At 68.6% G+C, this 16,489-nt stretch carries 25 protein-coding genes; 23 read left to right on the plus strand and 2 right to left on the minus strand.

Annotated elements, in window-relative coordinates:
* The first annotated feature begins 52 nt into the window (after positions 1-52).
* The 19 genes from ACQEUU_RS37260 (at position 53) to ACQEUU_RS37350 (ending at position 13,973) form a co-directional block, all read left to right on the plus strand.
* Positions 53-886 (plus strand): hypothetical protein, encoded by an 834-nt coding sequence (locus ACQEUU_RS37260; protein ID WP_433075387.1) that lies wholly within the window; start codon positions 53-55, stop codon positions 884-886.
* A gap of 301 nt (positions 887-1,187) precedes the next feature.
* On the plus strand, positions 1,188-1,421 hold the full coding sequence (locus tag ACQEUU_RS37265) for a hypothetical protein (RefSeq protein ID WP_433075390.1): 234 nt from the start codon (positions 1,188-1,190) through the stop codon (positions 1,419-1,421).
* A gap of 226 nt (positions 1,422-1,647) precedes the next feature.
* Positions 1,648-1,869 (plus strand): hypothetical protein, encoded by a 222-nt coding sequence (locus ACQEUU_RS37270; protein ID WP_433075393.1) that lies wholly within the window; start codon positions 1,648-1,650, stop codon positions 1,867-1,869.
* Positions 1,869-2,168 carry a hypothetical protein gene (locus tag ACQEUU_RS37275; RefSeq protein ID WP_433075396.1) on the plus strand — a complete coding sequence of 100 codons (300 nt, stop codon included), beginning with the start codon at positions 1,869-1,871 and terminating at the stop codon, positions 2,166-2,168. Before ACQEUU_RS37270 ends, ACQEUU_RS37275 begins: the two co-directional genes overlap by 1 nt.
* On the plus strand, positions 2,168-2,470 hold the full coding sequence (locus ACQEUU_RS37280; RefSeq protein WP_433075399.1) for a hypothetical protein: 303 nt from the start codon (positions 2,168-2,170) through the stop codon (positions 2,468-2,470). The genes ACQEUU_RS37275 and ACQEUU_RS37280 overlap by 1 nt, the downstream gene beginning before the upstream one ends.
* Positions 2,471-2,693: 223 nt before the next feature.
* Positions 2,694-4,262, plus strand: coding sequence for a DNA methyltransferase (locus ACQEUU_RS37285; protein ID WP_433075402.1), 1,569 nt, complete (start codon positions 2,694-2,696; stop codon positions 4,260-4,262).
* Positions 4,259-4,825 carry a hypothetical protein gene (locus tag ACQEUU_RS37290; protein ID WP_433075405.1) on the plus strand — a complete coding sequence of 189 codons (567 nt, stop codon included), beginning with the start codon at positions 4,259-4,261 and terminating at the stop codon, positions 4,823-4,825. The genes ACQEUU_RS37285 and ACQEUU_RS37290 overlap by 4 nt, the downstream gene beginning before the upstream one ends.
* A gap of 84 nt (positions 4,826-4,909) precedes the next feature.
* Complete coding sequence (locus tag ACQEUU_RS37295) at positions 4,910-5,275, plus strand: hypothetical protein (RefSeq protein ID WP_433075408.1); 366 nt, start codon at positions 4,910-4,912, stop codon at positions 5,273-5,275.
* 64 nt (positions 5,276-5,339) lie between these two features.
* Positions 5,340-5,618 (plus strand): hypothetical protein, encoded by a 279-nt coding sequence (locus ACQEUU_RS37300; protein WP_433075411.1) that lies wholly within the window; start codon positions 5,340-5,342, stop codon positions 5,616-5,618.
* Entirely contained in the window at positions 5,599-5,829 is a 231-nt protein-coding gene (locus tag ACQEUU_RS37305; protein ID WP_433075414.1) for a hypothetical protein, read from the plus strand. Before ACQEUU_RS37300 ends, ACQEUU_RS37305 begins: the two co-directional genes overlap by 20 nt.
* 2 nt (positions 5,830-5,831) lie before the next feature.
* Positions 5,832-6,287, plus strand: a complete 456-nt coding sequence (locus ACQEUU_RS37310; RefSeq protein WP_433075417.1) for a hypothetical protein — start codon at positions 5,832-5,834, stop codon at positions 6,285-6,287.
* A 36-nt stretch (positions 6,288-6,323) separates the two neighbouring features.
* A complete protein-coding gene (locus tag ACQEUU_RS37315; RefSeq protein ID WP_433075420.1) occupies positions 6,324-6,965 on the plus strand; it encodes a hypothetical protein in 642 nt (213 codons plus the stop codon).
* A 77-nt stretch (positions 6,966-7,042) separates the two neighbouring features.
* Complete coding sequence (locus tag ACQEUU_RS37320; RefSeq protein ID WP_433075423.1) at positions 7,043-10,078, plus strand: hypothetical protein; 3,036 nt, start codon at positions 7,043-7,045, stop codon at positions 10,076-10,078.
* A gap of 13 nt (positions 10,079-10,091) precedes the next feature.
* Positions 10,092-10,394 (plus strand): hypothetical protein, encoded by a 303-nt coding sequence (locus ACQEUU_RS37325; RefSeq protein WP_433075425.1) that lies wholly within the window; start codon positions 10,092-10,094, stop codon positions 10,392-10,394.
* A 10-nt stretch (positions 10,395-10,404) separates the two neighbouring features.
* Positions 10,405-11,088 (plus strand): hypothetical protein, encoded by a 684-nt coding sequence (locus tag ACQEUU_RS37330; RefSeq protein ID WP_433075428.1) that lies wholly within the window; start codon positions 10,405-10,407, stop codon positions 11,086-11,088.
* The gene (locus ACQEUU_RS37335) at positions 11,085-11,759 is read left to right on the plus strand and encodes a hypothetical protein (protein WP_433075431.1); all 675 of its coding nucleotides are present in this window, start codon (positions 11,085-11,087) and stop codon (positions 11,757-11,759) included. Before ACQEUU_RS37330 ends, ACQEUU_RS37335 begins: the two co-directional genes overlap by 4 nt.
* Positions 11,760-11,762: 3 nt before the next feature.
* The gene (locus tag ACQEUU_RS37340) at positions 11,763-12,635 is read left to right on the plus strand and encodes an NAD-dependent epimerase/dehydratase family protein (protein WP_433075434.1); all 873 of its coding nucleotides are present in this window, start codon (positions 11,763-11,765) and stop codon (positions 12,633-12,635) included.
* Positions 12,620-13,285 carry a hypothetical protein gene (locus tag ACQEUU_RS37345; protein WP_433075437.1) on the plus strand — a complete coding sequence of 222 codons (666 nt, stop codon included), beginning with the start codon at positions 12,620-12,622 and terminating at the stop codon, positions 13,283-13,285. The genes ACQEUU_RS37340 and ACQEUU_RS37345 overlap by 16 nt, the downstream gene beginning before the upstream one ends.
* On the plus strand, positions 13,275-13,973 hold the full coding sequence (locus ACQEUU_RS37350; RefSeq protein WP_433075440.1) for a glycosyltransferase family 2 protein: 699 nt from the start codon (positions 13,275-13,277) through the stop codon (positions 13,971-13,973). Before ACQEUU_RS37345 ends, ACQEUU_RS37350 begins: the two co-directional genes overlap by 11 nt.
* 301 nt (positions 13,974-14,274) lie before the next feature.
* Here ACQEUU_RS37350 and ACQEUU_RS37355 read toward each other — a convergent pair whose 3' ends face one another.
* A complete protein-coding gene (locus tag ACQEUU_RS37355; RefSeq protein ID WP_433075443.1) occupies positions 14,275-14,511 on the minus strand; it encodes a hypothetical protein in 237 nt (78 codons plus the stop codon).
* Positions 14,508-14,687, minus strand: coding sequence for a hypothetical protein (locus ACQEUU_RS37360; RefSeq protein ID WP_433075473.1), 180 nt, complete (start codon positions 14,685-14,687; stop codon positions 14,508-14,510). The genes ACQEUU_RS37355 and ACQEUU_RS37360 overlap by 4 nt, the downstream gene beginning before the upstream one ends.
* A 487-nt stretch (positions 14,688-15,174) precedes the next feature.
* Here ACQEUU_RS37360 and ACQEUU_RS37365 point away from each other — a divergent pair, with 487 nt between their 5' ends.
* From ACQEUU_RS37365 to ACQEUU_RS37380, 4 genes are read left to right on the plus strand one after another with little or no spacing between them, the layout of a single operon-like run.
* On the plus strand, positions 15,175-15,723 hold the full coding sequence (locus tag ACQEUU_RS37365; protein WP_433075475.1) for a 3'-5' exoribonuclease domain-containing protein: 549 nt from the start codon (positions 15,175-15,177) through the stop codon (positions 15,721-15,723).
* Entirely contained in the window at positions 15,720-15,986 is a 267-nt protein-coding gene (locus ACQEUU_RS37370; protein ID WP_433075478.1) for a hypothetical protein, read from the plus strand. Before ACQEUU_RS37365 ends, ACQEUU_RS37370 begins: the two co-directional genes overlap by 4 nt.
* On the plus strand, positions 15,973-16,131 hold the full coding sequence (locus ACQEUU_RS37375; protein WP_433075481.1) for a hypothetical protein: 159 nt from the start codon (positions 15,973-15,975) through the stop codon (positions 16,129-16,131). The genes ACQEUU_RS37370 and ACQEUU_RS37375 overlap by 14 nt, the downstream gene beginning before the upstream one ends.
* Positions 16,128-16,316, plus strand: a complete 189-nt coding sequence (locus tag ACQEUU_RS37380) for a hypothetical protein (RefSeq protein ID WP_433075484.1) — start codon at positions 16,128-16,130, stop codon at positions 16,314-16,316. Before ACQEUU_RS37375 ends, ACQEUU_RS37380 begins: the two co-directional genes overlap by 4 nt.
* Positions 16,317-16,489 lie beyond the last annotated feature (173 nt).

Here is a 16,489-nt window from a genome sequence, read left to right on the forward strand (position 1 = left end):
CCACCACCAGCCTCAGGTCTCCCGACCAGCGTAGTCCTCGGGGGAGGCCGACATGTCCAGGTATTGGGTACATTCCGATCCGACCAGCGGCAGCATCGACGAAGGCCAGCGGGAGTGCGCCCGCGCCGAAAGGTGCTCTGACCCTCGCCTCGCCACCGAGAGCGGCAAGACGGTCCGCCGCCCGGCTCTCACCTACCAGCCGTTCTGCCCCGTAGACCGCCAAGCCGTCGCCAAGGCCCTCCACGACCTTCCCGAACTGTGGGTGCGCGTCCACCAGCGCCTCGACAAGTCGTTCGCCACCGCCATGGGCGGCCCCGTCGTCGCCGTCTCCAAGACCGCGCCCGTCCCCATCCACCTCGGTGCCGACGAGCTCCTGCGGCTCGTCCTGGCCGTGCTCGTCTCGTGGGAGGAGCGGGTGAGGGACGTGGCCCGCCTCGCCCCGCTCGACACCCACAAGAGCCGCTACCGCCGCGACGGGGCGGTCCTCACGCAGGCGTGGACGATCCTCGCCGCCCACCTCGACGCCCTGTTGGCGTTGCCGGCCGACATGATGGCCCGCGGCGACACCCTCGAAGAACTCGACGGCGCGGGTGCCGGCCTGGAACTGCTCGACCTGGCGCACCGCTGTCGCCGTCTGCTGACCGATAACCGCCAGCCTGCCCGTCACTTGTCCGGGGTGTACTGCGACTGCGGCTTCCCGGAGCTGTATGAGGCGCTGGACGACGACGGGCAGATGTCGGGGGCGGAGTGCCGCCAGTGCCGCAGCGGCTACGACATGGACGCCTACAGGGCTCTGCTCGCTGACCGGGCCGAGCCGGTCAAGTCGTACCGGCGGCGGACGTTGCAGCCCGCCGTAGGGGACGACTGGACGGCCCGCAGGGCGTGATCGTGGGGGAGACTGGGAGGGTCATGTGCGCCACTGTCCCTCCCGCTCCTGTCCACGTGTACCCGAGAGAGGGAGGCGTGGACGTGGTGCCGCATGTCCTGCCGCTGTGGGTGCCCGAAGAGGCGTACGGGCTCACCGTGGGGGAGTGGCTGGGGATCGATCGCCGCGACGGTGACGACTTCCGGAGTGTCTGAGTGGACAAACCGCTGACCAGCGTGTATCAAATGAGGTGATCGTGGTACTTCCAGCCCTCGAACGCGTCTGCGTCGGGGGCTTTCGCGTGTCCGGGAGGTGTTCCGGCGTGCGGTATGAGCCCATCACGATCGACGAGGCGGCCGAACGCCTTGACCGGCTGCCGCGAACCGTTCGGACGTGGGCATCCCGCTACCGCGCTCGCCATCTGCGGAAGGTCGGGAAGACGTCGTACTACGACTGGCTCGACCTCGCGACCATCGCCCGCCACCTCCATGTCGGCGAGTCTGTGCCGCCGACTCCTGAGGCTCGTGACGCGATGCGCCGGCGAACCGCGGCCTAGACACCGCTAGACATCCCAAGAGCGGCGCACCCCTGTGCCCCCGTGTGGGGGTGCGCCTCGGCTCCGCAGGCGTCCCCTGTCGCCGCGTCGAGCCCCACCCTGGTCCGGCTGGTGGCTGGCGAGGTTGCCAGCCGGACCTCAAAATCGTGCGCGCCTCGCGCTGAAGCTGGGGGGTTGCAGCGTGAGGCGCGCACATTCAACCCCCTGCAACCCCCTTGGAGATCCCGTGTCGATCAGAACTGAGACCCGCTTCTTCGTCGCCTGCGACGGAGTGTGCGGGATGGAGTACCACGTCCAGACTGATGACTCCGCCCTCGCTGCCCGCATTTCCGCTGGGATGGCAGGCTGGCGTCACATCTCAGCGAGGCCCGGCGGCAAGAGCGGCAAGGGCAAGCGCCTTGCGTCCGATCTGTGCCCGGACTGCGCCGAAGCCAAGGGGCAGGGCTGATGGTCAGCGACGACGCCTACGAGGCGCTACGCAGGGACGTGCAGGCCATGTACGCCAGGGTCGGGGAGGCGCTCGCCGCGCTACGCCCCACCTCCCCGGACCCGCGAGACGAGCAGATCGACGCCCAACGCTTGGAGATCGCCCGCTTGCGCGCGATCGTCACCCGCATCATCTACATCCCGCGAGAGCCTCACGCCAGCGAGCAGGAAGGCGAGCTAGGGCGGGCGTACCTGCGTGGCTGGCAGTCGGTGAGGGCTCTCATCGACAAGGCGCTGCTGCCGGAAGAGGAGCAGGGCTGATGGGCGGCGAGACGAGACCGAAGTGGGTCACCGTCCTGCACGGCTTCTGGCTGATCTTCGCTCTCCCGGCGCAGAGCTACGCGGCGAAGTTCTGCAAGTTCTGGATCGTGGCCGGGTGCGTGTTCCTTGTCCTGGAGGCTGCGGCTCCCGGAGTTGGCGAATCGTACCTGTCGCGGGCGTATCTGGCGGACGTCGCCGATGCGGTCGTGGACGTCATGGTCTGGTATCTGGCGCTGTGGTTCGTGCGAGAGCGGGACGAGGCTCGCGCTGAGGTGAAGGCGCTAGACGCCGCCCACCGCTGATCAAGACTTCCGCGTAACGCGGATTGCCCTGCTGCCGGGATGGCAGCAACCGAGCCGCTGACCGCCTGGTCGGCGGCTTTCGCATGTCCCCTGATCTCGCGGTCGGCACCCAGACGGCCACCGCGACCCTAGTCCCGGCCTGGCGCGTTTCCGCGTCTGGGGAGATGGGGGGGACGGGTCAGGCCGGGCTGTCCCATCTCCCCAAGAGAAAGGCTGCTTCGGCATGCCCGAAGACAAGCACGTCCAGTCCCTTCCGGTCGGGAAGCTCGTCAACCACCCGGACAACCCGCGCCTGCAACTCCGCGAAGACGTGATCGAACGTCTCGTGGCAGAGATGAAGGCGAGCGGGTTCGGCCCCGAGCACGCGATCCTCGTCCGGCCGCACAGCGGCGAGTACCAGATCATCAGCGGCCACCACCGCGCCGAGGCGGCGAAGCGGGCAGGGCTCGCCGAGGTGCCCGCGTGGGTCAAGGACATGGACGACGACGAAGCGTTCATGCAGCTTGTGCTGTCCAACGCCCAGGGTGAACTGACGCCGCTGGAGATCGGCATGCACGCGCGGATGGCGAAGCGTTGGAGCAGCGCCGAGCATTCGCTGAAGGCATACGCCGAGCGGGTCGGCATGACGGGTGCCTACCTTGGCCAACTCCGCAACGCCGCCGAAGTCCTCTCCAAGATCGATAACACTAAACTCAAGTTTAGTGTTATCGATCTTGGAGACAAGGCGAAGCACCTCTACGAGATCTCCAAGTCCCCCCGCGAGTGCTGGCCGACGCTCGTTAGCGAACTCGTGGCGAACGGCTGGACTGTCGCGGACACCGCCGACTCGGTGAAGCGTCTCGCCGAGTTCGTCATCCCCGACCAGTGGGCCGAATGGCTCCCGCTCGGGAAGGTCATCGAGCGCTACCTCGCCACCCGCGAGTTCTCCCCGAGGACCGTCGCCCGCCTCGTCGCTGCCGCCGACCAGACGGCGGAGTGGATCGACTCCCACGCGGTCGATCCCGAGCTTCAGCACGCCCGCTTCCGCGAGTGGCTCATCGCCGGATCTGCCGGTCCCGAGCACCGCTCGTGGCAGCCCCGCGCGGTTGCCGAGTACCTGCAGAAGCTCATCGCCTCCCAGTTCGTCGTCGAGGGCTGGCATCACGGCAACTGGCGGGAGCACCTGGACACCCTCGACGACGGATCGGTGGGTCTGCTGCTCACGGATCCGCCGTACGGGCAGGGTTTCCAGTCGGACAGGCGCATAGACCGCAGGCAGCCGCGCAAGCACGACACGATCGCGTCGGACGGCTCCGCCGAAGACGCCGAGGCCGAAGTGCTCGCCGCGCTCGAAGCGTTCGCGCCCAAGCTGGCCGACAACGCACACGTCCTGATCTTCTGCTCATGGTCCGGCGAGCCCGGCATGCGCGAGATCGTCGCCAAGGCGGGCTACACGCTGCGCGGGTCGCTGATCTGGGACAAGCAGACCCGAGGCATGGGCGACCCCGAAACCACGTTCGCCCCGTCCCATGAGCGCATCCTCCATGCGGTCAAGGGCTCCCCGCTCCTGTACCGCAGGGCACCGGACCTGCTCAGTCACGCCCGGTGCGACTCGACCCGGCATCCCACCGAAAAGCCCGTGTCGCTGCTACGGGAACTGATCGAAGCCACCACCGCCGAGGGCCAACTCGTAGCCGACCCGTTCGGAGGGGTCGCCTCCGTCCCCGTCGCAGCGAAAGACTCCGGTCGCCGCTGGTGGGGCAGCGAACTCGAAGAGAAGTACTGGCAGGCAGGCGAGGAACGCCTGTCGTGACCGTCTACGACTTCGCCGAGCGCCTCGCCTTCAGCAAGGCGCTCCGCCAGCAGTCCGACGAGGCCACGCTAAAAGTCCTGTTCCCGCAGAGCGTGAGCGTCGCCAAGACGGACACCGACACTGACCGCATGGGCGTCGATTACGTGGTGACCTTGCGGCGAGGGGCTCGCCTCCTGGTCGATGCGAAGGCTCGCGACTCCGGTTGCTGCCGCTACTGGCGGTCAGGGCCAGAAGTCGCACTCGAAACGTGGTCGGTGAGGCCAGGCGGCAAGTACGCGATGCCCCAGCACAAGGCGAAAGTCGGCTGGACACTGGACGAGTCCAAGGACGTGGACCTGATCCTCTTCACCTTCCACCCGGACGACCACAAGTTCGCCTACGTGCGCCCCCTGCCGCTGCTACGTCAGGCGTTCCACCACAACTACCTCCCGTGGCTGGAGCGCTTCAAGGCGGACGTGCAGGACTCCCGTGAATGGGAAAGCGCCTGCGTGTTCGTCCCGCTCCGCGTTGTCGATCAGGCGATAGCTGACGTGTCGAAGACACAACTCGTCATCCCAGCCTGACCCCCTAGACCTCCGGGCGGCCGGTTTCGTCTGCACGTCGGCCGACCGCCCGGACACCCAACCCCCTCGCCCTAAGGTGCCCTCATGGAGTTCTGCAACCACGACGGCGTGACGATCGAGTCTGACGAGTACGGCCCGCCCCGCGTCGTCGACGCCGCGCCCCTTGCGGCGTTCCCCCGTGACTGGCTGGACTCGCCGGATCCCGAAGTGCTGGTGGTGGACGGCGACAGGATCACCGTGTGCGGCACCACCGTCTACGAGGTCATGGACTGGCACCACCGGTGCTCCACCTATGGCAGCGACGCCGTGTACGCCTACGCGAGGCTCGTGTCCCGCCCGCCACAGGCAGGCGACGCCGAGAAGCTGCTGAATCAAGCGCTGACGCGAGACGAGGAACTGGAACGCCTTCGGGCTCTCGTCGCCCACTACGAGAACACGCGAGGCGAATAGCCGTAGCCTCGCCCACCTCAAGGCCCGCTCTCGCGCGGGCCTTTCGTCATGTCCGGGGGTGAGCGTGAGCGAGCCTTACGACCCGGACAAGCACGGCACCTACGGCGAGTGGCTGCGCTCGAAGAACATCCACACCCGCACCCAGGGCTGGACCCACGCCACCCGAGACCAGGTCCGCGAGTACGTCGGACGCGATGGCCGGCGCGTGAAGGACACCACCGACCAGCTCGGCAACCGGGTGGTGCAGCACGGCATGGACAGCCAGTCCGTCATAGCGAGCCCCCAGACCGTCGCAGCAAAGATCCCGATAAAGGAGGGCTCCCGTGAGCCTCGAACTGGCTGAGGAGCTTGAGGCTCGCGCCGCAGCGCTGCGCGACGAAGAGCGCCTCAAGGACGACCTCAAGGCGGCCAAGCAGGCGTACGCCGACAACCCCACGGACGAGACCAAAACCGCCAAGCAGGCCGCCATGGAGGCGCTCAGGGATTGCCGTTCCCGCGCCCGCACCGAAGGCGTGACGGTCGGCGGCGACGCCTACGTGGACAAGGAGGTCTGACCGTGGCTCTCGCCGGTAGCGGCCTTTTCGTCGCCACGTTCGTCGACATGCTCGACGACACCGCCCTGGACATCGACTGGACCAGCGACACCGACCTGAAGGCGGCGCTGTACACGGACTCGATCACGACCCCGAACCTGACCACGAACGTCGGCTATGGAGCCGCGCCGTTCAACGCCAACGAGGTCAGCGGCACGGGCTACACCGCTGGCGGCGTGGTGCTGACCGGCACAACCCTGACGGGCTCGTCGGGCAACATGGTGTTCGACGCGAGCGACGCCCAGTGGACGTCCTCTACCATCACGGGCGCTGAGGGCGTGCTCATCTACGACGACAGTCAGACGAACAACAACGGCCTGGTCCTGATCGACCTAGGCAGCCCCTACTCCACGTCGAACGGAACCCTGCTAATTTCCTGGTCGGCATCCGGAATAGCCGTGATCGATTTGGTTGCATAGCCGCCTTTGAGGCAATTCGCTTGATAGAATTTCCCCATGAAACTCGTCGATCTCACAGGTCAGCGCTTCGGCCGTCTCACGGTCACCGGCCCGTATGCCAATAGGAGATGGACGTGTCGTTGCGATTGCGGCAACGTCAAAGCGATGCTTCAGTATTCGCTTCGGAATGGACGTGCGAAAAGCTGCGGCTGCCTCAGGAGCGAGAAGACGGCCGAACGTAATCGCATCCACGGCATGACCAGGCGCAATGAGAAGCCCTCCGAGTTCACCATCTGGGTCAGCATGCGCGCCCGCTGCGAGGACCCCAACAGCCAGGGCTATCCCAGGTATGGCGGGCGCGGCATCGCGGTCTGCGAGCGGTGGTCTTCCTCGTTTGCGGCGTTCTATGAGGACATGGGGCCCCGCCCGTCGTCGGACCATCAGTTAGACCGCATCGACAACGACGGGCCGTACAGCCCCGAGAACTGTCGCTGGCTTGACCGGGTGGGGCAGGCGAACAACCGCCGCGACAACGAAGTCCTGACCATCAACGGCGAGACGAAGACGATCGCCGAGTGGGCGCGTGAGACCGGGCTCAAGTACCACACGCTCTTTCAGCGGATCTTCAAGCTGGGGTGGAGTGTGGAGCGCGCGTTGACGCAGCCCACGCGCCCATTGCGTCGCCGCGTGAAGGCGTAGCCCTCAAGCCCTCCGGTTTCTGATCGGAGGGCTTTCGTTTGCCCCCCTGACGTCGCCGCCCTTGTGGCGGCTTTCGCATGTCCGGGGGGCTGGTCGTGGTCGCCGCTTACCGCTCCCACACCACCGCCCAGGTCGGCACCGGCTCGTACACGATCGCCCGCCCCGCCGGGGTGGTGGCGGGCGACGTGCTCGTCTTGTGCGCGGTCACCGACACCGGTAACGCCACCGACGTCACGGTGACAACCGGCGGCTGGACGACGGTCCTCACGCAGAACTCGGCGCAGACGTACACGCGCGGCAGGACGTTCGTCAAGGTCGCCACCGGCAGCGAGCCGTCCACGTACCAGATCGACGACGAGGGCTCGTCGTCGGTGGCGATCCTCATCTGCGTGCAGGGCGGCTCCCTGCCTGGCGTGTACGCGGCGGCGAGCGCCGGAACCGGTAACAACGTCTCCAGCCCGACTCTCACCCCGTCGTCGGCGTCCGGCATCGAGATCCGGTTCGCGGCGGCTGACGGCGACGGCCAGAACCGGACGTTCACCCCGCCGTCCACCTACACCGAGCCTTCGGGCGCGGACCTGCGCAACCAGACGTACACGCACTTGAGCGCCGCCTACAAGGTGCTGTCCTCCAGCGCGGCGACGGGCGCCCAGAACCACCTCGCCAGCGGCGCGATCGTCTCCCGGCTCGGCTTCACGGTGTTCGTGCCGTCCGCTGGCGGCACGGACGCGACCGCCACGCCCAGCGTGGTCTCCGCTACCGCCTCCATCCCCAGCCCCACGGTGCAGGCGGACACCTCGGCCACCGCCACCCCCGCTGTAGTCGCCGCCACTGCCGCGATCCCCGCCCCGGACGTGGACGACGGCACCACCCCGGCAGGTCCGGCCACGATCCGAGACACCACCGCGACAAGCGCGGCAGGGGCCACCGTCGACGCCACCCGACCGGACGGCGTCGAATCGGGCGACGTCCTGATCGCCTTGCACGCCGCCGACGTCGGCACCCTCGAAACGATGACTGGCCCGGACGGCTGGTCTCTGCTGCACGCCGAGACGCAGGGCGACCACGTCCTGCAAGCCACCCTCTGGCAGAAGGTCGCAGGCTCGTCCGAGCCGTCCACGTACCTGTTCGGGCAGTCGTCGTCCGCTGACGGCGTCGTCCTCATCGCCGCCCTCGCCGACGCGGACCCCGACATCGTCTCCGCCGTCTACCGCGAGACCTTGTCCGAGGCCACCACCCCCGGCATCACCCCGGCCACCGGCCAGGACGTCGAACTCCGCTTCCTCGCCGCCATGCCCTCGCTCGGCTCCGGCGTCATGGCGTTCACCCCGCCTTCCGGATACGACGAGAACGAGGACCTCCAGTCCAACGTCTACACCGCCGCCACCCTGGCGTCCAAGACGCTCGACTCCGACGACCCGACCGGCCCGCTGGACTTCGGCGTCTCGACCAGCAACTTGGGCTTCAGCATCGGCTTCACGGTCGCCGTGGCAGGAGCGGGCGGCGGCGGGCCGGTCGACGACACCGCCACCCCGGCTGTGGTCGAGGCGGTCGCGTCGGTCCCTGCGCCCACGGCGAGCGCTGGCGCTACCGCTTCACCCGCCGCGGTATCGGCTACGGCCTCGGTTCCGGCTCCTGCCGTGTCCGCCGGCGCGCGGCCCGCTCCGGCTGCGGTCCAGGCATCCGCGTCTGTCCCGGCCCCCGCACTCTCGGCGGGTTCGGCTGCCTCTCCTGCCGTCGTGCAGGCGTCGGCGTCCATCCCCGCCCCAACACCTCGTACGGGCTCCACTGCGAGCCCTGCGGCGGTGCAGGCGAGCGCCAGCATCCCCGCACCGTCAGCCTCGGCCGGCGCGTCCGCTTCGCCTTCCACGGTGCAGGCGTCCGCGACGGTCCCGAGCGCGTCGGTGTCCGCGTCCTCGACCGCTTCCCTGGGCGTCGTCTCCGCTACGTCGTCGATCCCCGGCCCGGTGGTCACGGCGGTCACGGCCGCGTCCCCGGCGACCGTCCAAGCCGCGGCGTCGACCCCCGGCCCGAGCCCCACCGCGGGCGCTACGCCTACCCCTGACGTCGTTGAGGCTGCTGCCGAGATCCCTGAGCCCACCGCCGCCGCCGGGGCTACAGCGGCTCCTGGCGTGGTCTCGGCGACCACCACCATCCCGGCCCCGGACGTGGCGGCGGGCGCGACGGCGAGCCCTGTTGTGGTCGCCGCGACCGCGGACGTGCCCGCCCCGGACGTCACCACAGGAGCCACAGCCCAGCCATCAACGGTCCAAGCCGCGGCGTCCATCCCTGAGCCCACCGTGGCCACGGGGCAGGTCGCCCAGCCCACCACCGTCACCGCGGCAGCTGAGATCCCGGCGCCCAGCGTCGAGTACGGCCAGACCGCCACACCCGCGGCGGTACAGGCCGCAGCGTCGATCCCGGCCCCCGCGGTCCAGTCGGGCTCGTCCACGACCGCGGCGCCGTCCACCGTCGCAGCGTCCGCCTCCATCCCGGAGCCAGACGTCTCGGCGGGAGCCGCCGCGCAGGCGGCTGTGATCGCCGCAGAAGCGTCCATACCGACTCCTGGCACCTCGGGTGGCTCTACGGCCTCTCCGGGCGTTGTGGAAGCGCTGGCGTCCATCCCCGGCCCGTCTACGGCTACGGGAGCGACCGCCACACCGGCCACCGTGACGGCCACGGCGGACATCCCGGCACCGAGCGTGGAAGCCGGCGGCAACGCCACCGCACAGCCAGCCTCGGTGAGCGCCGCGGCGAACATCCCGGCACCCAGCACGGGAACGGGCTCCACCGCCGCGCCGACCGTCGTCCTGGCCACGGCTGCCATACCGACCCCGACGACGACCGTCCTCGTCGCTGCTACTCCTGCTGCGGTGGAGGCGTACGCGTCCATCCCGGCGGCTCTGGTGTCGACCAGCGCCCGCCCGCCCACCGTCCAGGCGGTCGCGTCCATCCCGACGCCGGCCGTGTCGACGGGAGACCTGCCGCAGGAGATCGACATCACCATCGGCCCGCCGTCGCGGCACTGGACCGCGGCCACGCCCGACAGGGCATGGCAGGCAGCCGAGCCGGCATCCCGAAGATGGTCGGCCACCACGCCGATACGACGCTGAGCGGGGGGTGGTCGTGAGCATCCCCTGCTACCCGTCCGGCACGAAGGAATGGATGTACTCGGGCGTGGTGACCGGCACCTACACGACGTCCACGCCGGTGTACATGGCGGTCATGCCGTACGACATCGAGCCCGAGCGGGACAGCGACGTATGGCACGAGGCCGAGTGGCACACCGCCACCGGCACAGTCCGCGCCATGTACGGCGGCGACACCGGGATCGGCACCCTCGACGAAGGCAAGTACGTCATCTGGGTCAAGCCGGTCACCGCTCAGGAGGAGCCGCTGATCCGTAGCGGCCCCATCAAGATCACGTGAGGGGGTTTGGTTGAGCGACCTGCTCGTGATCGTCCCCTCGCGTGGACGCCCACACAACATCGCCGACTTGTACAACGCATGGCAGGCCACGACCACCGGAGGCACGGCACTGCTCGTGGCCGCCGACGAAGACGACCCGACACTCGGCGACTACCGCCAGGTGTGCGCGTCGCGCGGGATCGAACTCGTAGTGGGGCCGCGGCTGCGCATGTGCCCGACCCTGAACAAGGTGGCCGTCGAGCGCGCCCCGCACCACTTCGCGATCGGGTTTCTCGGCGACGACCACCGGCCCCGCACCCGCGGCTGGGACGTGCGATACGTCGAGGCCTTGCGCGAGCTCGGAACGGGATTCGTCTACGGCAATGACCTGCTGGCCGGCGAGCGCCTGCCCACCCAGGTGGCTGTCACGTCCGACATCGTGATGGCGCTCGGCTGGATGGTGCCGGACGGCATCCTGCACCTGTGGGCCGACAACGTATGGCTGGACCTCGGGCGGGCGATCGGCCGGATCCGCTACCTGCCGCGGGTGGTGGTGGAGCACCAGCACTACCTGAACGGCAAAGCTGTCGAGGACGACCGCTACCGCGAGGTCAACGACGCGGCCGCTGCGGAGGCTGACCGGCTGGCCTACGCCGCCTGGCTGGAACACCGCATGGCGGGCGATGTTGACAAGCTGAAGGCGCTCCTCGGGTGAACGTCATCGCGTTCAGCCTGTTCGGCCCTGACGAGCTGTACCTGGTGGGCGCGGCGGAGAACGTCCGCTTGTGCGCCGGTCTGTATCCGGGATTCGTGTGCCGGTTCTATGTCGGCGACTCCATCCCGTCCCTTGTTGTCGGCGAGCTCTCGCGTATGGGCGCAGAGGTCGTCCCGATGGCGGGGGTGCCGGAGAATTGGTGGTCGACGTTCTGGCGGTTCCACGCTCTACGTGACGGCAACGAGGTGACCCTGTTCCGGGACGCAGACTCCCGCCCGTGTGAGCGTGAGCGCGCCGCCGTCGAGGAGTGGCTGGCCTCCGGCAAGCAGTTCCACGTCATGCGGGACCATCCGGAGCACGGCATGCCGATCCTTGCAGGCATGTGGGGCGCGAAACGGGACGGCGCCGCCGCCGCGGCCCGGCTCCTGCCGGACAGGCACGCCGGCTCGGAGCGGTGGCAGGCCGACCAGCTTTGGCTAGCCCACCAGGTGTATCCGCTGGCGAGAAAGTCGCTGATGGTCCACACCAGCACACAGAGTCCCCAGTTCGAGCCTGACGGGTTCGACGACAAACGCGACTTCCCGACACCGCGCACGCCAGGCCGCTTCGTCGGCCAGGGCTTCAACGGCGATGGCACGCTCCGTATCCCCGCAGACGCTTCAAGGGTGTGATCCGTGAAGGCGCTCGTCACTGGCTCGGCAGGGTTCATCGGCCGCCACCTCACCGCCGCCCTGTCCGACCTCGGCCACGACGTGACCGGCGTCGACATCGTGGACGGGCGGGACGCTCTCAACGTGTTCCGGCACGGTGGCGCCCGATTCGACCTGGTGGCGCACTGCGCCGCGGTCGAGCCTCATCGTTCCGCGATCGACGCCTCACCGCTGACCGTGGGCGCCGGCTGTCTTGAGCTGGACGCCGCCATGTTCCAGTGGGCGCTGCGCACCCGGCCGGGCCGGGTCGTCTACTTCTCGTCGTCAGCCGCCTACCCTGTCGCGCTGCAGCAGCCAGGGCTGGCGGTGAAGCTCGAAGAAGGCCACATCGACCTGGACCGTCCCGAGCAGCCGGACGCCATCTACGGGTGGCTGAAGCTGACCGGCGAGCATCTCGCCAGCAGCTACCGGCGGCAGGGCGGCGTTGTGACGGTGCTGCGCCCGTTCTCCGGCTACGGCGAGGACCAGGGCGAGCGGTTCCCGTTCGGAGCCTTCCAGGCTCGCGCGAAGCGACAGGAGGATCCGTTCACGATCTGGGGCGACGGCACCCAGACGCGCGACTGGATCCACGTGTCCGACATCGTGGGCGCCGTCTTGGCCGCCTGGGAGCACGGCGTAGATGGGCCGGTCAACCTCGGCACTGGCCGGGCAATGTCGATGACCGACCTGGCGAAGCTGTTCACCGCCGAGGCCGGCTACAGCCCGTCCTTCGACTACCAGCCGGACGCCCCCTCGGGTGTCGCCTACCGGGTGTGTGACCCGTCCCGACTGCTCGGCTTCTACGAGCCGCGGGTGAGCGTTGAGGAGGGTGTGAGGCGCGCGTGCCGGTCCCGCTGATCCTGCTCGGCAACGGGCGCAAGGACTGCATCACGCAGGCTGTCGCCTCGATCGGCACAAACCTGCTCGGTGTCGGGCCGGTGCTGATCGTGGACGACTCCGGCGATCCCGCCTACCGGGCGTGGCTGCAAGCTGAGTTCCGGGTCGAGGTCGTCCCAGTCGCCGAAGAACGGGCCGGGTACTGGCGGGCGATGCGCGCCGTGTGGCAGGCCGCCGCAGACTGCCACCAGCTGGTGTTCTGGGAAGAAGACTTCATCCTCAACCAGCGCCTGGACGTGGCCGACCTCGCCGAGGCGCTGGACGGGCATCCGTACCTGACGCAGATCGCCCTGGTGCGGCAGCCATGGTTCGGCAACGAGCACCACCACGGCGGCGTGATCGAGGCACTCGAAGCGCAGCGCAACCACTTCCAGCAGCGCACTGACGGCACCCACTCGTGGATCGAGCACCGGGCCTGCTTCACTGGCAACCCGTCTCTCCTCCCCGCTTCGACGCTGCGCCGGCCGTGGCCTGAGGGCGACTGGTCGGAGTCAAGGTTCGGCCGCGAGATGTTCCGGGACCCGAAGGCGCGCGGTGCGTACTGGGGCCGTCGCGGTGACTCGCCCCTGGTGACGCACATCGGGCACGAGAGGGCGGGCCATGACTACTGACGTGCGGGCGCTGGTGGCGATCCCGTGGAGGCATCAGCCGTCCCGGATGGTCGCGCACGAGGCGACGGTGGCCCGCTACCGGGAGCTGCTGCCGGGCGTCGAGATCGTGGAGGTTGACACCGGGCACGAGCCGTTCTGCCTGGCGGGCTGCCGCAACCGTGGCGTCCGGCTGGCGGAGGAACGCGGCGCGGACGTGGTGGTGCTGGGGGACGCGGACACGCTGCCTGAGCGGGAGCCGCTGCTGGCGGCGATCGAAGGCGCGGCGACGAGCGGCCTGGTGCATCTGCCGTACACCGCCTACCACTCGCTACGCGCGGACGGCACCGCCCAGTACCGGCGCGGGGTGCCACTTGACCGTTGCAACCACCTGGTGGTGCCCGCAGCCACCTCGGGCGTGTACGTGACCTCGCCGGAGACATGGTGGGCGTGCGGCGGGCAAGACGAACGTTTCCTCGGCTGGGCTCCGGAGGACGTGGCGTGGCTGATCTGCCACCGCACACTCCTCGGCTCCGAGCCGGTACGGCATGAGGGGCGCGTGTACGCCCTTCACCACCAGTCAGCAACGAAGACAGGGCCGGCGTACGAGCAGGCCGTCGCTCTCTATCAGCGGTATATGGACGCCGCAGGGGACGAGACGGCCATGAGAGCGCTCATCTCGGAGCGCGCTGCGACGCTGGGCGTCGACTGATGGCGTACTCGCAATGGAGAGGCCACGACCGAGGTTCGCGCCTTCCCTCGGACTGGCAGGAGCGGCGCATTGCGGTGTTCGCCCGCGACGGCCGCATCTGCCACGTGTGCAAGAGGGACGGCGCTGACGCCGTGGATCACCTGACAGCAGGCGACGATCATGAGCTGGCGAACCTGGCACCCATTCATCAGGACGTGCCGCCGTACTGCCACCGGTTCAAGTCGTCGTCCGAGGGCGGCAGAGCGAAGGCGGACAAGCAAGGACGGATGCGGCGCCCGCCTGAGAAGCATCCAGGGTTGCGCTAGCTCTCGCGCTTGGACGTCGCCTCCTGGCGGATGGACAGGCCGAGGAAGGTGAGGGCGGTGAGGGTCAGGACGCTCCCGGTGACTGCCCGGTTCCAGGTGACCACCGCGACGACGTTCTGCCACATCGCCTCAACGCGCTCCTGAGTTGCGAGGATGTCCAGCTCGCCGAGCCATGCCGCCGCGATGAGGTTGAGGACGATGCCGATGAGCAGGCCGATGGCGATGTTCTTCATGACTTCTCCTGGCTGTTGTGGTTGAGGGCTTGTTCGGCTATGTGGCGGGGCACGATGGCGGCGATTCGTCGGCCGTTGTAGGTGAGGAACGTGATCTGGCCTGTGTCGCGTGCGTCGTTGGCGAGGTGGCCCAGGATTTTGCGGGCCTGTTCGACGCCGATCTCTTCGCCGTTCATGATGCAAGCTTAAGGCACCTTAAGGAATCTGTCTATAGGATCCTCCGGCTGATCCCCGGAGGTAGAGAGCCCGGCGTCCTCGTGCGCCGGGCTCTCGCCATACACGAGGAGAAAACATGCGAGTCCCTGGACGCTTGTGGATCTGGTGGCATCGAGCCCAGAACCGCTACGCTGACGCCCGCGCCGCCCTGTCCGGCTACTGCAACCATCGCCCGTGGTCGCCCCGCCCTGGCGCGGGTGGAGGTTACGCTCACTGGCGGTGCGCGCTGGACCGTGGTCACGAGGGCATGCATCGTGCCCGCAACTACGTCTGGTCCGACGATGGTCGTACGAGCTACATGCCGATCCCTGTCGGCCGCCCCATGCCCAGCCAGCCGTGGGAGCGCAACATGACGCCGACCCGCAGGCAAGAGCGCGAGCGGGCCGCGTGCGTGGAGGAGCAACTCGCGAAGCGACGGGCGGCGCGTCCGGCGGCAGGTGAGCGCTGATGCGGATCTTCTACGACACCGAGTTCATCGAGGACGGTCGCACGATCGACCTCATCTCGATCGGCATGGTCGCCGAGGACGGACGCGAACTGTACGCGGTCAACCGCGACATGCCGCACAAGCGGATTGCCAAGCATGAGTGGCTCAGGGCCAACGTCGTTCCGTCGCTGCCACGGATTCATGGCGACCGCCGCCACTACGTCAGTACTCGGCGCAACCCGCTCGCCCTGGACTTCGAACATCCCGACATGCTGAGCCGCGAGCGCATCGCCGCCAAGGTAGAGCGGTTCATCCTCGCCACACCCGATGTCGAACTGTGGGCCTGGTACGGCGCGTACGACCACGTCTGCTTGGCGCAACTCTGGGGCTGCATGATCGACCTGCCTGACGGGGTGCCGATGTGGACGAACGACCTCAAGCAGGAGTGCATGAGGCTCGGCAACCCGCAGATGCCCGAGCAGGCGAGCGGCGTCCACAATGCCCTCGCTGACGCCCGGCACAACAAAACGATGGGAGAGTTCCTCTCCAGCCTGGCGAGGCAGCAGTGAAAGTCTCCACCGACGCCCTCATCTCCGCCCTGCTGCATCCCCGCCTCTATCTGTGCGGCGACGAAGACGGCGGCGTGGCGCTCCAGTGCCGCGACCACTTCGACGGCGGCAGGCACCTCGCCTACATGCCCGGCCTCGGCGCGTACGAGGACCTGAAGGTCCCGACCGTGCCCACCATCGCCGCGCTTATCGCGGAAGCGGCCAAACACCTGTCCGCCCACCACCGCGACACCAGCGAAGGCGGCTCCGATGCCCGAGCCTGAAGACCCGATCACGCAGCTCGCCGCTGGAGCCGCCCAGCTCCACGAGCTGTACGCCAGCTTCGTCGCCGCGGGCTTCACCGAGAGCCAAGCCCTCTACCTTGTCGGCCAGGCGCTCGCAGCCTCCATCGGCGGCTCTGCGTCGTGACTCAGCCCGCCATGATCGTGCTCCGCCCCGGAGACAAGGTCCTCGTCGCCCTCACGGAGGACCCTGACGCGGACGCCTGCAAGGCCATGCTCACCGAACTCCGCAGGGCGTTCCGCGGCTGCGACTTCACGATCCTCACCGGCGTGTCCGCGGTTGCCGTTCAGCCCGGAGAACGCCCCGCATAGCCTCTCGCGCCGGGAATCGGTAACGCACAGTCAACCCCCATTCGGCTGCGGAAAGTCTCACTCTCCCGTAGGGCGGACACCGCAGAAACGCCCCATCGGACGCCCTGGCCATCACTCACCGTCACACCCACTAGGCCCACCCTCGGGCCGCGCAACCCCGAGGAGGAAGCCTT

Origin of the sequence: Nonomuraea sp. CA-218870 (genome assembly GCF_050936535.1) — a bacterium.
Lineage (GTDB): Bacteria > Actinomycetota > Actinomycetes > Streptosporangiales > Streptosporangiaceae > Nonomuraea > Nonomuraea corallina.

Bases quoted from the DNA above. Each gene is read 5' to 3' on its own strand.
- ACQEUU_RS37260 (WP_433075387.1), top strand. From the start codon at position 53: ATGTCCAGGTATTGGGTACATTCCGATCCGACCAGCGGCAGCATCGAC.
- ACQEUU_RS37275 (WP_433075396.1), top strand. From the start codon at position 1,869: ATGGTCAGCGACGACGCCTACGAGGCGCTACGCAGGGACGTGCAGGCC.
- ACQEUU_RS37280 (WP_433075399.1), top strand. From the start codon at position 2,168: ATGGGCGGCGAGACGAGACCGAAGTGGGTCACCGTCCTGCACGGCTTC.
- ACQEUU_RS37285 (WP_433075402.1), top strand. From the start codon at position 2,694: ATGCCCGAAGACAAGCACGTCCAGTCCCTTCCGGTCGGGAAGCTCGTC.
- ACQEUU_RS37295 (WP_433075408.1), top strand. From the start codon at position 4,910: ATGGAGTTCTGCAACCACGACGGCGTGACGATCGAGTCTGACGAGTAC.
- ACQEUU_RS37315 (WP_433075420.1), top strand. From the start codon at position 6,324: ATGAAACTCGTCGATCTCACAGGTCAGCGCTTCGGCCGTCTCACGGTC.
- ACQEUU_RS37320 (WP_433075423.1), top strand. From the start codon at position 7,043: ATGTCCGGGGGGCTGGTCGTGGTCGCCGCTTACCGCTCCCACACCACC.
- ACQEUU_RS37350 (WP_433075440.1), top strand. From the start codon at position 13,275: ATGACTACTGACGTGCGGGCGCTGGTGGCGATCCCGTGGAGGCATCAG.
- ACQEUU_RS37355 (WP_433075443.1), bottom strand. From the start codon at position 14,511: ATGAAGAACATCGCCATCGGCCTGCTCATCGGCATCGTCCTCAACCTC.
- ACQEUU_RS37360 (WP_433075473.1), bottom strand. From the start codon at position 14,687: ATGAACGGCGAAGAGATCGGCGTCGAACAGGCCCGCAAAATCCTGGGC.
- ACQEUU_RS37365 (WP_433075475.1), top strand. From the start codon at position 15,175: ATGCGGATCTTCTACGACACCGAGTTCATCGAGGACGGTCGCACGATC.
- ACQEUU_RS37375 (WP_433075481.1), top strand. From the start codon at position 15,973: ATGCCCGAGCCTGAAGACCCGATCACGCAGCTCGCCGCTGGAGCCGCC.